The following is a 13836-nucleotide window of genomic DNA, read 5'->3' on the forward strand; positions in this document are numbered from 1 at the left end:
CACACTGTCGAGAAAGTAACCAGTTAGTCAATAACGCTGCGCAGTCGTCCCGCCTCATTCGGCGATGCGTACCCGGATCCCCACATTGCGCTCCTGGCCGCCCCGCAGCCGGCTGCCGGCAAGCCCCACCCTCGCCACCAGTCCGTACTTGCGCTTCATCAGATCGAGGTAGTGCCGGGTGCCTTCCGCGCCGGGCAGCTCCGCCACCCCCCGCACGGCGTCCCCGCGCACTCTGCCCCGCCAGTCGCACGGCGCGAGGGTGACCTCTCCGCTGTTACGGATCCGCTTGACCTTGCCCGAGTCCGCCGCGCTCCACACGGCCAGCGAGTCGCCGTCGAGCATCACCCAGACCGGGGTGGGCACGGCCCGGCCGTCCTTGCGGAAGGTGGTGAGGAGCAGATACTTGCTTGCCGCCAACTGGGCCAGCTGTGTGCCGAATTGAGTCATGGCCGCAGGGTAACCGGTTAGTCAATTATGCTGTGGCTGACACGTCGACAGGCAGTCGTCCGCCCGCCCCATGAGGAGACCTTGCATGGCGAGATTCGCCTGGGCCGTACTCGCCGGCTTCGTCCTCGGCACCCCGGCCGTCCCCTTCGGCCTGTCCCTCTCACTGCCGGCGCCCGTGGCGCTCCTGGCGGTGCTGACCGGCTCGGCCTGCTGCCTCCTCTTCGCGGTGTTCGCGATGGAACGCGTACGGGCCCGCTGGCAGAAATGGCGTGCGACCAAGAAGGACACCACCGACGGGACGCCGCCGAAGACCGACCGGCTCTCCGGCAAGACGGGACTGCGGGCACGGCGGGTGGTCGACCGCTACGGCGCGATCGGCTTCGGCGTGATCGGTCCGGCCCTCTTCGGCACCTGGGGCTCCGCACTGCTGGGCGCGGCGCTCGGCGTTCCCCGGTGGCGGCTGCTCAGCTGGCTGATGGTCGGCGTCACACTCTGGTGCACCGTCATGCTGGTCGCGTCCGACGCCGCTTTCGACGCCTTCGGCTTCGGCTGAGCCCGGACCACCCGGCGGTGGTCACGCCCGGCCGGTCCACCGCTACGATTCCCCCATGTCCCGAGCAGAGGCCACGAAGCTCCGCATCCTCCAGGCCGCCACCGACGAGTTCGCCACGCACGGGATCGCCGGAGCTCGGGTCGACCGGATCGCTTCCGCGGCCTCCGCGAACAAGAACCTGATCTACGTCTATTTCTGCAGCAAGGACCAGCTGTTCGACGCCGTCTTCGACGCCCACGTCGCCCACGGCCTGAACATGGTCCCCTTCACCCCGGAAGACCTCCCCGGCTACGCCGGCAGGCTGTTCGACTTCTGCCTTGAACACCCCGAGGTCATCCGGCTCGCCACCTGGCACCGCCTGGAGCGAGGCGACAGCGACAAACGCGACCCCGCGGCATCCCCGACCCGCGACGCCAAGCTGGAGGCCCTCGCCCAGGTCCAGGCCGAGAAGGGCATCGCCCCCGGCTTCTCAGCCCAGGCGCTCCTCACCCTGGTCCTGGCCATCGCAACGGCCTGGAGCCCCACCAACGCCACATCGATCCCGGCCTCCGCCACCTCCGGCCCCACCCCGGAAGAACGCCGCCACGCCATCACCGAGGCGGTGCGCCGCCTGCTCTGAGGGGCGCGCGAGGTCCAACGGCATGAAAAAGACCCTCTGTTCAGTGTCTCCACTGATCAGAGGGTCCATCCGGAAGTGCCCCCGACAGGATTCGAACCTGCGCACCCGGCTCCGGGGGGCATGCGCCTATGTGCCCCGACTGGCCGCCTGAGCTGGGAGAACGTTCAACCGAGACCAAACCGGATGTGAACTCACTCGCCACTCACTCGGAGCGCACAACGATCCTCTCTGCCAGAGGGCCCCCGACTACAACCCGTTCAAGCCCGCGACCCTAGCGATGGCCCGGACGAGGAGATCGTCATCTGTCGAGTCCCGCCACTGGACAACCTCCATGCGAGGATGTCCATCTCCACTCGTCGCATTGAACTCCCGTACTTCTTGGGACAACGGAGCATTGGTCAAGACGAGCACTCCTGTGGCAAGTAGCGGCATGCGCTCAGTCAGTCTCTTAATGTCCTTCATGGTCAGCTTGCTTTGACGAAACAGCACCTCCACCGCGAAGCTTCCACCGACTTCGGTCTCGCAATAGGCATCGAATCCCTGGTCCCCACTATTTCGCTGCACGTGGACGCTGTTTACGCTGAGTGCGCCGAGGGCTTGCTCTTCGTACTGGCGATGGCGGAGGGCTGGGTTACTCGCAAGGGCGAGGGCTTCCACGATGCGTCTGGCAGCGGTGACATAGGATTTGGCGCCGCTGACTGTTGGGATCACATCGCCCTCGTGTACCACCCTGTTCCGTAGTTCAGACAGGTCTGTGGCGGAACGGGCGAGTTCGGGCGAGAGGACGTCGGTAGGAGAAAGGCTGCGCGGCAGCGCCCGGAAGAGGCCTTGCTCGACCGTGGCCTTACGGATTGCAGCATTGACCTCACGCCATGCACCCAGAATGGCCGCGGTTGTCTCTGTCTCCGCGAGTTGCAGCAAGTCCGAGAAGGCATCGTCTGGCTTCTTCGTCCTGTGGTGCCCTTGGGCAGGGGGAGCGTCTGCTGGCTCAGCGGGAACATCCAAGTCGGGCGAGAGCTCTCTCGCCCTTTCATTCTCGGCCGTAGCCACCTCCGCCGCGATGTTGGTAGCGATCCCGTCGGTCTCGTCGGCCACTGCGGCGGCCTGAGAGTCGAAGGCCACTGTGCCTAGGGGGGTTTCCAGCGATTCGACGCGGCTGAAAAGGGAAGCAAGTTGCTTCCTAAAGATGGTTCCGAGCGTCAGTACGACTCCCGGCCATATCAGTGCTCGGATGTAATCCAAGGCCATTTGCCATGACATGGCGGCATGTTCCCACAGCGGGCCCTCCCGCGGTGGCAGCACGTGAAAGTTGCGCGGGTAACCTCCCGCAGGCGCGTCGGACTACGAGGCGCTGTACTCGTGCGACCGCCAGATGCTCCATCGGATCAGGCACCGAGGATGCGGGTTCGAGGATCTCGCCGGCCACACGTGCGCGCCGACCACCCGTCGACGAGGGCGGGCCGCAACGCTGAGACCCGCGGCTGCCGCCTTCCGCCCTCTAGAGACCGTGCTGCGGGAGTAGTAACTTACTCACTCTGCGAGGGAGGGGGGCCCGTGGGAGTAGCGGATAGCTGGCAGCAGGAGCAGGTCAGCCTGGCGTACGTCGCCGCTCTAGCCACGAAAGGCGGATACACCTTGGGGAAATGGGAAGTTGACAAGGATGGTGTTGACCTCTCTGTAAAGCGGGCGGATGGCCTTTCTTTCGAATTGCAGATGAAGTGCACCTACAGTCCAAAGATGGCATCGCAGGGGGGTTCCTACTCTTACGATCTGGATATTCCCACATACGACAAGCTGCGTGCGTCGACACGAACAGCCGTTGGTATTCTTGGGCTGGTTATTGTTCCTCGTGAGATCGAAGAATGGATGCTCCACGATGAGCGAGAGCTGACCATGCGGTGCTCCGGCTATTGGGCTAAGATTCAAGATCTTCCAGCAGTGGAGAATTTGAGCACAAAAGCTATCCAGCTGCCGAGATCTCAGCGCATTGACTTACCCGGATTTGAGGAGATGTTTTCCCACGCGCACCATCGTCTGTTGTACGGCGCTCAGGCGGTGGCGGCGGCGTGACCGGATTGAGAGTGGGCTTCGCTGAGACCGCCAGCTATTTGATGCGTGCCGAATGGCATCCAGTAGCGCAGGGGCCGTTAGCCGAGATCTGGGAAAGTCAATCACATGAGCCGCTGCGCCTCATGGTGCCAAAGCATAGTTCGGCTCCTGATTTTGTGCCCATGCTGGACAATATGACAAAAGAGCTTGCGAGGCACGAAGGGCGGAAGCCAGAAGACGTCCGGGTGGACATGGCGCGTCAGTTTCTCGATATCACAAAGCTCAGGGCGGTCAGCGATGGGATGATCGACGACACGATCCCACTCAACGCTGGCATTGCTCTCTTTGAGTCGGCGAAGCGCCTGGTTGTGGCCTCAGCTGCGTCGACCTTGATGCGGCAGGGGAATTTTGGACGAAATATGCCGAAAAGGGCGATTAATCATGCCAAGCAAGTTCGTCTCGGGCACACAATTCAGGGGTCCTACATTGTGCCCATCATTAGCGAGGTCAAGGTTCCCGATGTCTACTCGCTCGATGAAGGAATCGACAATGAACCGCGTCTGGATTTGAAGGTTGAGGAGGCGCGGTTCGATCGCAGAGTAACCACCACGATGGCGCACGCGCTGGGGGTGCTGGAAGAGATTGCCGTAACACGCGAGCGCGTGCCCAGCATCTCTGAGATGCACGATGCCGTCGCGGAGGGCGTGTCTCGGGAATTGTGTGATGCCGTGTTCCGGGTACTCGCTACCGGTCAGGTAGATAATTATGACATTAATTTCCAATGGGCCCCAGCTGTCACCCCGCCTCTTCTCTTGGCTGAGCGAGTAGACTTCCCCAAGGAGTCTGCATTCGTCGTCGACGAGATCGCGACCATCCTGAAAGACTCTGAGCGAGTCGAGGAGCAGGTCATCTTCGGCATTATCACCAACTGTGCAGCCCCACTGAATGAGGGGACAGGGCGGGTTACGGTGCAGGCAGCTATTAATGGTCGGGCGCGAACCGTAAAGTTCGACCTCAGCTGGGAGATCTTCGCGCAAGCTTCCCGATACATGGCGGAACGGCGTGCAATTTTTGTCAGGGGAATCCTTCACATGCCTAGTGGTCGGCAGGCAACGATGGAAGTGAGCGCCTTCGGGCTCGACCCATCGACGATGACGTTGGACGACGCACTCCAAGCGCCAGGCAGTGATATTCACACGCGTGAAGTGCTGCCTCCCAGGGATGGGTCACGAGACGCGTAGTCACTCGCACCAAAGTAATTCCCTCAGAGGGCTGTGGCCTGGGCGGACCGCCGCTGACCGCGCACGACGGATTCTGAGCGTGCGTATCTTCGCGCGAGTCCCTCGTTGTTGTAACGCAGTTGGACATTCAGTCCGCGCGCAACTCCCAGAGGAAGTGGCCTCCCGCGCCTGCGACCTCCCCGGGTCGGCTTCGCCGACGGGCTGCAACACCCGGAGTGTTGCAGCCCGTCGGCGACCGGACACCCCGGACAGCGCTCATTCTGACTGCCCGGTGCGTTCCCGCAGGTCAGCAGGCCAACCGGACAGGCGGACAGCTGGGACACCTTCCGGCACGGTCACAGTAGACCCGGACATTCCGTCCGGGTCTTCCTCTGTTTAGCCCTGCACCCTGATTGCGGTGGTCATGGCTCGGATCTCTTACACGTTCACCACCGCGTCGGTACCGTGATGGCGCCCCTACTCAGCAGCGGGAGGCAACACCCCATGCGTGGTCTTGGAGATCACCTCAGCATCGGCGAGCGAATTGCGTTCTACCGGAAGCGCCGTGGATACACGCAAGAGGTGCTGGCCGGACTGGTCGGTCGTAGCACCGACTGGCTGGCGAAGGCCGAGTCCGGGCGCCGTATGCCTCCGAGGGTCGACATGCTCGCGGAGCTCGCGCGCATCCTGCGGGTCCCCCTCGGTGACCTGGTGGGGCAGTCCGTGCTTGTGGACGAGGAGCAGCAGGACGATGTGCCGGCCGTCCGCGACGCGCTCATGAGCCCGCGGTGTCTATCGCGTCTCCACTTCGGGCCGGACGCGGAACGACAACTCCCCGACCCTGCCCCTGCCGCAGTACCTGTCGAGAAGTCGTGGAACGACTACCAGGGTGGTCGGCTCGGCAGCGTGATCGCAGCCCTCCCCGCAATGCTCCAGAGCGCGCAGGAGCTGGAGGATCGTGCGGCGCGCCGCGAGGAGGACCGTCACGACTGCTGGGCAGTGTCCGCCCGGACGCGCCACCTTGCCGCCATGACGCTCGCAAAAATCGGAGAGTCCGATATCTCGTGGCTTGCGGCAGAGCGCGCGATGCAGGCCGCGGACGCGTCCGATGACCCACTCGTACCGGCGTCGGCCGCTCGCTCGGGAACACATGCCCTGCTCGCCAACGGCCGCTATGAGGGCATGATTCACCTACGGGCCGCTGCTGCCGCCGCTCGGCACCAGGACCGTCCCACGGCTACCCGCCTCTTGAAGCGCGCCGAAGAACTCGCGGACGACCTCGGCTCAGACGAGAACTACTGGCACACGACTTTCGGTCCGACGAACGTGGTCCTGCACCGGCTGTCCATTGAGCTGGACCTCGACAACGTCTCGTACGTGGTGGAACACGGTCGGATCAACGTGGATCACATGCCGCAGGAGCGCAGCGTCTCGCACTGGATCGACTTCGCCCGCGCTCTCTCGCTCGCCGGACACGGTGACGACGCCTTTACGGAACTGCGCACGGCCGAACGCACATCGCCGCAGCTCGTACGCAACAATCTCAGGGTGCGCGAGACGCTGCGAGACCTGACCGAGCAGTCCCCGGTGACAGCGTGGCCTCGCTCGTCCGAGGTGTTCGTGATGGCCCAACGATGCAGGGCGGTGCAGTGAGTACGGGGAAGCGCGGAGTTCTCGGAGTGGTGGGATCGGCGGCCGACGGAATTGAAGGCCTCCGCACTGGACTGGTCGAGCCCGCCTTGGAACGGGGCTGGCAGGTGGCCGTGACGCTGACGCCAACAGCTGGCAACTGGCTGCGGATGAGTGGAGAGGCGGAGCGGCTGGAGCAGCTGACGGGGCTCCCGGTACGGGATGATCCGCGGCTCCTGGAGACGCTCGCCCGCATCCGCTCGTCGACTGCTATGCGGTCGCTCCGGCGAGCGCGAACTTCGTCGCCAAGCTCGCAACTGGTATCGCGGACAACCAGGCGCTGACGCAGGTGGGCGAGGCCATGGGGACGCTCGGACTGCCGGTCGTGGTCTTCCCTCGGGTGAATGCGGCCCACGCGCGCCACCCTGCCTGGCAGCGCCATCTTGAGGCATTGCGTGACGGGCAAGTCCATCTCGTCTATGGCCCCGATGTGTGGCGGCTGTACGAACCGCGCGAGGCGCCCTCGGGGCGCGAACTGCCGTGGCCCGCAGTGTTGGATGCGATCGACCGAGCGATGGAGTGACGCCCAGTCAGCACGGCTGATCTGCAACGACGATGGACCCGGACACTCTGTCCGGGTCCATCGTCGTTTCCGTGCACAAGCTTTCTCGCATGTCAGAGACGTTCGAACAGCCCAGCAGCGGAGCGGGACTCGCTCCCGCTCAGTGCGCCCTGATCAGAGCGAGTCTCAACACGGCGCGCATGGAGACGACTCGGCTGGTTGAACGGGCCGACTCCATCGCTGAGCGGGTGCTGACCCGCCGGAATTCGCGATCTGCTCAAGGCGCTCAAGGCGCTCTCCAAGCTGACGGATCGTCTCGTGCATCGCGCTGATCTCCGTGGCGAGCGAAGCGAACGCCGACCCTCCGCGCTGCCCGTCATCGACGGGCTGCGAGGGGTCAACCACGAAGGTGCCGCGCCCCTGCTCACAAGCGATCGGAGCCGACGAAGCTTCCGTTCAGCGGTGGACAGCACAGGCACCGCCGCAGTTGCAGGCAGACCTCCGGGCCTGGGTGGCCGTGCTCCGCGGCAACGGCAAACTGCCCTCCCCGCCGATGCCCTGGACACGATCCGCGGCTACATGCTCCACGTCGCGGCCGTCCTGGATGCCTGGGATTACTTTGCCTCACTCAACGAAGTCACCGAGAAGGAGGTGAAGACGGCCGCTGTCAACTACTCATACTTCACAGGGCTGCGGTCGCTCTTCAGGGCCTTGCGGCGCGAGCGTCGTATCCTTCGCGACCCAGCCCGGAACGTGCACCTCAAGGCTCCCGTCAGAGTCCCCCGGGCCATCCCATCGGACCGGCTCAGGGGGCTGCTGGATCAAGTTTCCGGCGCCAAGGACAAACCCGCCCTCGTTTTGATCGCTGTCCATGCCATCCGCCCCAAGCGGGTCGCCGAGATCTGGCTGGACGATCTCGACCGGTCGACCGGACGTCTGCGGATCCGTCGACCGAACCGGCTCGATCACGAGGTCTGCCTGGACGAGTTCGCCCTCCGGTTCGTCAAAGACTGGCTGGTCGAGCGTCACCATCGGTGGCCGCACAGCACCAACCCCTATCTGATCGTCAGCCCCATCACGGCCATGCATGTCGATCAGCCGGCAGTCGGCATCTCCAGCTGCCACACACTCCGCGACCGAATCGGGATCAACGCCACGCAGCTCCGGCAAGATCGACTGCTCGACGAGGCCCGTGAGACTGCGGACCCGATCCGGCTGATGCGTCTGTTCGGCATCACTTCCCACACCGCGATCCACTACGTTCGCGCCGCCCACCCCGAGCGCTTCGCCATTGACCCGACCCAGGCATGACGGGGTGCTGTCATTCCGCTCCGCTGCTGTTCAGGGCCGTGAGTACGTGATCCAACTCATTCGGCATCACAGCGACAAGAAGGGCCCCCTCGGGAGAGGTGCACTCAACGATCCGGGACCCACCGTTGATCTTCACCGCCTCTCGCAGCGACGGTGAACGCACGCTGACCCGACGCAACCCTTCCGGAAGAGACACTGCCGCACCGGCCTTGGTCCGGGGCTCCCAGGCCATTCCAGAAGGACCTATCAGCAGCCGTCCACGAAGCCATCGTCCTTCAAGCGAAGGATGCCGGAGCAGGCAGGGAACCTTGATCACATTTCCCTGAGCGCCGCTGTCTGCACGTTGCTTCGCCTTGCGGCGGAAAAGCCACGCCGTCAGCCCTGCCGCTGCCAGGCCAACCACTAGTTCGATCACTGGAGCATTCAAGCAGCGCTGAACCTGAGTGCCCACCCCTTCGAATGCTCGCCACTGCCAGCAGGTTCGCCTCCAGTCGACCTTCAGAATCTGCGAACCCGCTGGTTTTTGGGGTTCCCGTGGCGGAGGTATCCCGCCGTGCCGTGCGGGCAACTCACCGGAGGTGGTGCACCGTCGCTACGCGGGCTGCATCGACGGCCATGAGGAGCTGAACAACCGCAAGATCGAGAAGTCCATGGGGTGGGGTGAGGAGACCGGTCAGTGAGCTGCGATCAACCCTGAGAACTCACTCGCCACTCACTCGCGATCAGTGAACACACAACGACAAAGGCCCGGACTCAGTGGGACTGAGTTCGGGCCTTCATGCTTGGCACTTCAGCTGGTCAGCGAGTTGATCGCGTTGTCCCGGCTGGAGTGCCCCCGGCAGGATTCGAACCTGCGCACCCGGCTCCGGAGGCCGATGCTCTATCCCCTGAGCTACGGGGGCGTGTCGCTGTGTTGTGCGGCGACGAGTGAAACCCTACCAGCTTCCGCAGGCTGTCCGTGAACAGGTATTCACGCGTCCCCGTGGCGCGTCCCAGTGGCGCGGGGCCGGGGGCGGAAGTGGACAAAAGCCGGACGCGGCCCCTCCGGCGGACCTACTCTCGGAGGGTGTCTGGCGCGTCCGGCCGGGTGCTTGTTGTCGACGACAACAAGGTCATCCGGCAGTTGATCAGGGTCAATCTCGAGCTGGAGGGCTTCGAGGTCGTGACCGCGGCCGATGGTGCCGAGTGCCTGGATCTGGTGCACAGGGTCTGTCCGGACGTGATCACGCTCGACGTGGTGATGCCCAGGCTCGACGGCGTCCAGACCGCCGCCCGGCTGCGTGCCGATCCGCGTACGAGTCATCTGCCCGTCGCGATCATCAGCGCCTGTACGCCGTACGAGGTCGACGCGGGGGTGGCCGCAGGAGTCGATGCGTTTCTGGCCAAGCCGTTCGAGCCCAGCGAGCTGGTGCGGATGGTGTGGCGTCTGATGCACCGGGAGGACCCACCGGCGGTCGACGGCAGACACGGTGCAGGACGGGCGGGGAGCCCGGCGGGCTGACCGCATGGCGAAACCGGGTCGCGTGGTGACCCCCCTCCTCCCATACGCTTGTCCCGTGACCCCGGCAGATCTCTCCATGACCGTGCTGCACGCCGTGCGGCGCGCGGTCGACGAGGATGCCTTGCGCGCGCCCGTACCCGCGCGCGTGCGAGTGGAAAGGACCAGGCCCGGCGGCAGCGGCGACTACGCCTGCGCCGTCGCCCTCCAGCTCGCGGGTCCGGCCGCACTGCCGCCGCGGGAAGTGGCGCGCATCCTGCGCGACCGGGTCGCCGGTACGCCCGGTATCGGGCGGGTCGAGATCACCGGGGCAGGCTTCCTGAACTTCACGCTCGACGCGTCCGCCGACGCCGCCGCACGCGCCGCCCTCGTGCACGAGGTACGGGAGCAGGGGCTCCGGTACGGGCGGGTCACCGCGGACACCGGCCGGCTGCACCGGCTGCACCACCGGCGCGAGGTCCGGGCCGCGGTCGTCTCCCAGACGATGTCGCGCGTCCTGCGCACCCAGGGCGGCCAGGTGCGTACCGGCTGCACCGACGCGCCCGACCCCGACTGGGAGTATCTGCGGGTCGGCGTCGGGGCGTACGACGGGGCCGCCGGGAGCGTCGAGCTCCGGCCTGTACCCGCCGGAGCCACCGCCGGTGAACTGCTCGGCCGGCTCGGCCGCGACGCCGCCCTGTGGGGACTGCTCCGGCCCGCAGGACACGACCGTGCCCCGCTCGGCGACGACCTTCTCGTGCAGGGGGAGGCGAATCCCGTATTCCTGGTGCGGTACGCCTACGCCCGTGCCCGGGGGCTCACCCGCGGTGCCGACCGGCTCGGGTTCACCGGTGCGTACGAGGAGGACGTCGAGGCGCCCGCACTCCACGCCGCACTCGCCGACCACCCCGCCGTTCTCGCCGCGGCGGCCCGCCTTCACGCACCCGACCGGATCGCCCGGCACCTCGAAACGGTGGCGCACGCCTTCTTCGACTTCCACGACGCCACATCCCCGCTCCCCGTCGGCGACGAGAAACCCTCGGCCGCCCACCGCTCCCGGCTGGCCCTTGCCGAAGCTGCCGGGACGGTGCTGGCAGGCGGCCTGTACCTGCTCGGCATCAGCGCGCCCGAACACCTCTGAGACCCGAAAGAGCAGAACACCACGATGAGCCGATCCGCCCACCCCGCAGGCCCCCGCCACGCCGACGTCCTCCACGAAGGGCACTACACGGCGCCGCCCGCCGACCTGAACGTCCTGGACGAGAAGGTCTGGTCCCGCACCGTCACCCGCGACGCGGACGGCGCGCTCACCGTCGGTGGGATCGAAGTCGCCCGGCTCGCCGAGGAGTTCGGCACTCCGGCCTACTTCCTCGACGAGAGCGACTTCCGGGCCAGGTGCCGCGCCTGGGCCGACGCCTTCGGACGCGACGCCGATGTGTTCTACGCCGGGAAGGCGTTCCTGTCGCGTGCCGTCGTGCGCTGGCTCCAGGAGGAGGGACTCAACCTCGACGTCTGCTCCGGCGGCGAGCTGACCACCGCACTGGACGCCGGGATGCCCGCGGAGCGCATCGCCTTCCACGGCAACAACAAGAGCCTGGACGAGATCGAGCGCGCCGTCCGCCTCGGCGTCGGGCGGATCGTGCTCGACTCCTTCCAGGAGATCGTCCGGGTCGCCGATGTCGCCCAGCGCCTCGGCAAGCGCCAGCGCGTCCAGATCCGCGTCACCGTCGGCGTCGAGGCCCACACCCACGAGTTCATCGCCACCGCCCACGAGGACCAGAAGTTCGGCATCGCGCTGGCCGGGGGACAGGCCGCCGAGGCCGTCCGCAGGGCGCTCACCCTCGACGGGCTCGAACTCATCGGCATCCACTCGCACATCGGCTCGCAGATCTTCGACATGGCGGGCTTCGAGGTCTCCGCGCGCCGCGTGGTCCAGCTGCTCGCCGAGGTGCGCGACGAGCACGGTGTGGAACTCCCCGAGATCGACCTGGGCGGCGGGCTCGGCATCGCCTACACCTCCGAGGACGACCCGAGCGAGCCGCACGAGATCGCCAAGGCGCTCAGCGACATCGTCACCCGCGAGTGCGAGGCGGCCGGCCTCGCCACCCCGCGGATCTCCGTCGAGCCGGGCCGCGCCATCGTCGGACCCACCGCGTTCACGCTGTACGAGGTCGGCACCATCAAGCCCCTCGAAGGACTCCGTACGTACGTGAGTGTCGACGGCGGCATGTCGGACAACATCCGCACCGCGCTGTACGACGCCGAGTACAGCGTCGCGCTCGTCTCCCGCACCTCCGACGCGGAGCCGATGCTCGTGCGGGTCGTGGGCAAGCACTGCGAGAGCGGCGACATCGTGGTCAAGGACGCGTTCCTGCCCGCCGACCTCGCCCCCGGCGACCTGATCGCGGTGCCCGCCACCGGCGCGTACTGCCGCTCCATGGCGAGCAACTACAACCACGCCCTGCGTCCGCCGGTCGTCGCCGTGCGGGACGGACAGGCGCGAGTGATCGTCCGACGGGAGACAGAGGAAGATCTTCTGTCACTCGATGTCGGCTGATGAAATAGTCATCTCAGGATCCGGACGGGTGGCAGAAACTCCCGTCCGGTGAGTGAGACTGGTCCACACATTAGATGTATGAGAAACGAGGTCGGATGATGCGTACGCGTCCGCTGAAGGTGGCGCTGCTGGGCTGTGGAGTGGTCGGCTCAGAGGTGGCGCGCATCATGACGACGCACGCCGACGACCTCGCCGCGCGCATCGGTGCGCCGGTGGAGCTCGCGGGTGTCGCCGTCCGCCGGCCCTCCAAGGTGCGGGAGGGTATCGACCCCGCACTGATCACCACAGACGCGACCGCCCTGGTCAAACGGGGTGACATCGATGTGGTCATCGAGGTCATCGGAGGCATCGAGCCTGCCAGGACCCTGATCACGACCGCCTTCGAGCACGGCGCGAGCGTCGTCTCCGCCAACAAGGCGCTGCTCGCCGAGGACGGCGCCGCACTCCACGCCGCCGCGGAGGCCCAGGGCCGGGATCTCTACTACGAGGCGGCCGTGGCCGGCGCCATCCCGCTCGTACGGCCGCTGCGCGAGTCCCTCGCCGGCGACAAGGTCAACCGGGTCCTCGGCATCGTCAACGGGACCACCAACTTCATCCTCGACAAGATGGACACGAGCGGAGCCGGATATTCCGAGGCGCTCGACGAGGCCACCGCCCTCGGGTACGCCGAGGCCGACCCGACCGCCGACGTCGAGGGCTTCGACGCCGCCGCGAAGGCCGCGATCCTCGCGGGCATCGCCTTCCACACCCGGGTGAAGATCGGTGAGGTGCACCGCGAGGGCATCACCGAGGTGACCGCCGCGGACATCGCCTCCGCCCGCCGCATGGGCTGCACCGTCAAGCTCCTCGCCATCTGCGAGCGCGCCGCCGACGGTCAGTCCGTCACCGCGCGCGTGCACCCCGCGATGATCCCGCTCAGCCACCCGCTGGCCTCCGTGCGCGAGGCGTACAACGCGGTCTTCGTCGAGGCGGACGCGGCCGGTCAGCTGATGTTCTACGGCCCCGGCGCCGGTGGCTCGCCGACCGCGTCCGCGGTCCTCGGCGACCTGGTCGCGGTCTGCCGCAACAAGCTCAGCGAGGCCACCGGCCCCGGTGAGTCCGCGTACACGCGTCTGCCGGTCAGCCCCATGGGCGAGGTCGTCACGCGGTACCACATCAGTCTCGACGTGGCCGACAAGCCTGGCGTTCTCGCCCAGGTCGCGACGGTCTTCGCCGAACAGGGCGTATCCATCGATACGGTCCGCCAGCAGAGTCGGCCGGACAGTCAGGAAACCGGCGGCGAGGCTTCTCTCGTCGTCGTCACCCACCGCGCGCCCGACGCCGCCCTTTCGGCGACCGTCGAGGCGCTGCGCAAGCTGGACACCGTGCGCGGTGTCGCCAGCATCATGCGTGTTGAAGGGGAGTAAGGACCC

At 66.4% G+C, this 13836-nt stretch carries 13 protein-coding genes and 1 tRNA gene; 11 read left to right on the forward strand and 3 right to left on the reverse strand.

Translation table 11 applies throughout. The features are described 5' to 3' along the window. Positions 1–54: 54 nt before the first annotated feature. Positions 55–447 (reverse strand): PPOX class F420-dependent oxidoreductase, encoded by a 393-nt coding sequence (locus ACWGO0_RS05760; RefSeq protein ID WP_453528500.1) that lies wholly within the window; start codon positions 445–447, stop codon positions 55–57. A gap of 85 nt (positions 448–532) precedes the next feature. Here ACWGO0_RS05760 and ACWGO0_RS05765 point away from each other — a divergent pair, with 85 nt between their 5' ends. Beyond that, positions 533–1000, forward strand: coding sequence for a small multi-drug export protein (locus tag ACWGO0_RS05765; RefSeq protein ID WP_453528502.1), 468 nt, complete (start codon positions 533–535; stop codon positions 998–1000). Between the two features lie 55 nt (positions 1001–1055). Further along, the gene (locus tag ACWGO0_RS05770) at positions 1056–1619 is read left to right on the forward strand and encodes a TetR family transcriptional regulator (protein ID WP_453528505.1); all 564 of its coding nucleotides are present in this window, start codon (positions 1056–1058) and stop codon (positions 1617–1619) included. 246 nt (positions 1620–1865) lie between these two features. Here the strand turns inward: ACWGO0_RS05770 and ACWGO0_RS05775 are convergent, their stop codons facing one another. Beyond that, positions 1866–2867 (reverse strand): hypothetical protein, encoded by a 1002-nt coding sequence (locus ACWGO0_RS05775; protein ID WP_453528508.1) that lies wholly within the window; start codon positions 2865–2867, stop codon positions 1866–1868. Between the two features lie 306 nt (positions 2868–3173). Here ACWGO0_RS05775 and ACWGO0_RS05780 point away from each other — a divergent pair, with 306 nt between their 5' ends. From ACWGO0_RS05780 to ACWGO0_RS05800, 5 genes are all read left to right on the forward strand, one after another. Continuing rightward, complete coding sequence (locus tag ACWGO0_RS05780) at positions 3174–3689, forward strand: DUF4365 domain-containing protein (RefSeq protein ID WP_453528511.1); 516 nt, start codon at positions 3174–3176, stop codon at positions 3687–3689. After that, positions 3686–4909, forward strand: coding sequence for a hypothetical protein (locus ACWGO0_RS05785; RefSeq protein ID WP_453528514.1), 1224 nt, complete (start codon positions 3686–3688; stop codon positions 4907–4909). The genes ACWGO0_RS05780 and ACWGO0_RS05785 overlap by 4 nt, the downstream gene beginning before the upstream one ends. Before the next feature lie 483 nt (positions 4910–5392). Continuing rightward, the gene (locus ACWGO0_RS05790) at positions 5393–6541 is read left to right on the forward strand and encodes a helix-turn-helix domain-containing protein (RefSeq protein ID WP_453528517.1); all 1149 of its coding nucleotides are present in this window, start codon (positions 5393–5395) and stop codon (positions 6539–6541) included. A gap of 298 nt (positions 6542–6839) precedes the next feature. Further along, positions 6840–7100, forward strand: a complete 261-nt coding sequence (locus tag ACWGO0_RS05795) for a flavoprotein (RefSeq protein WP_453528727.1) — start codon at positions 6840–6842, stop codon at positions 7098–7100. Positions 7101–7541: 441 nt separating this feature from the next. After that, positions 7542–8390: a hypothetical protein gene (locus ACWGO0_RS05800; protein ID WP_453528520.1), complete on the forward strand. Its 849-nt coding sequence runs from the start codon at positions 7542–7544 to the stop codon at positions 8388–8390. A gap of 830 nt (positions 8391–9220) precedes the next feature. Here the strand turns inward: ACWGO0_RS05800 and ACWGO0_RS05805 are convergent. Then, positions 9221–9292 (reverse strand) — tRNA-Arg (locus tag ACWGO0_RS05805). A 116-nt stretch (positions 9293–9408) separates the two neighbouring features. On the opposite strand from ACWGO0_RS05805, the gene ACWGO0_RS05810 reads away from it, so the two are divergent. The 4 genes from ACWGO0_RS05810 to ACWGO0_RS05825 all read left to right on the forward strand — a co-directional run bounded on the left by ACWGO0_RS05810 (position 9409) and on the right by ACWGO0_RS05825 (position 13830). Continuing rightward, complete coding sequence (locus ACWGO0_RS05810) at positions 9409–9891, forward strand: response regulator (RefSeq protein ID WP_453528523.1); 483 nt, start codon at positions 9409–9411, stop codon at positions 9889–9891. A gap of 55 nt (positions 9892–9946) precedes the next feature. Further along, a complete protein-coding gene (gene nrtL / locus ACWGO0_RS05815) occupies positions 9947–11008 on the forward strand; it encodes an ArgS-related anticodon-binding protein NrtL (protein WP_453528526.1) in 1062 nt (353 codons plus the stop codon). A gap of 24 nt (positions 11009–11032) precedes the next feature. After that, entirely contained in the window at positions 11033–12424 is a 1392-nt protein-coding gene (gene lysA, locus ACWGO0_RS05820; protein ID WP_453528529.1) for a diaminopimelate decarboxylase, read from the forward strand. 95 nt (positions 12425–12519) lie between these two features. Further along, a complete protein-coding gene (locus ACWGO0_RS05825; protein ID WP_453528532.1) occupies positions 12520–13830 on the forward strand; it encodes a homoserine dehydrogenase in 1311 nt (436 codons plus the stop codon). Positions 13831–13836 lie beyond the last annotated feature (6 nt).

It is taken from the genome of Streptomyces sp. NPDC055749 (assembly GCF_053617235.1).

What these genes read in the sequence shown, in the direction of transcription:
- ACWGO0_RS05760 (WP_453528500.1), bottom strand. Translation starts at nt 447, where the DNA reads ATGACTCAATTCGGCACACAGCTGGCCCAGTTGGCGGCAAGCAAGTAT.
- ACWGO0_RS05765 (WP_453528502.1), top strand. Translation starts at nt 533, where the DNA reads ATGGCGAGATTCGCCTGGGCCGTACTCGCCGGCTTCGTCCTCGGCACC.
- ACWGO0_RS05770 (WP_453528505.1), top strand. Translation starts at nt 1,056, where the DNA reads ATGTCCCGAGCAGAGGCCACGAAGCTCCGCATCCTCCAGGCCGCCACC.
- ACWGO0_RS05775 (WP_453528508.1), bottom strand. Translation starts at nt 2,867, where the DNA reads ATGGCCTTGGATTACATCCGAGCACTGATATGGCCGGGAGTCGTACTG.
- ACWGO0_RS05790 (WP_453528517.1), top strand. Translation starts at nt 5,393, where the DNA reads ATGCGTGGTCTTGGAGATCACCTCAGCATCGGCGAGCGAATTGCGTTC.
- lysA (WP_453528529.1), top strand. Translation starts at nt 11,033, where the DNA reads ATGAGCCGATCCGCCCACCCCGCAGGCCCCCGCCACGCCGACGTCCTC.
- ACWGO0_RS05825 (WP_453528532.1), top strand. Translation starts at nt 12,520, where the DNA reads ATGATGCGTACGCGTCCGCTGAAGGTGGCGCTGCTGGGCTGTGGAGTG.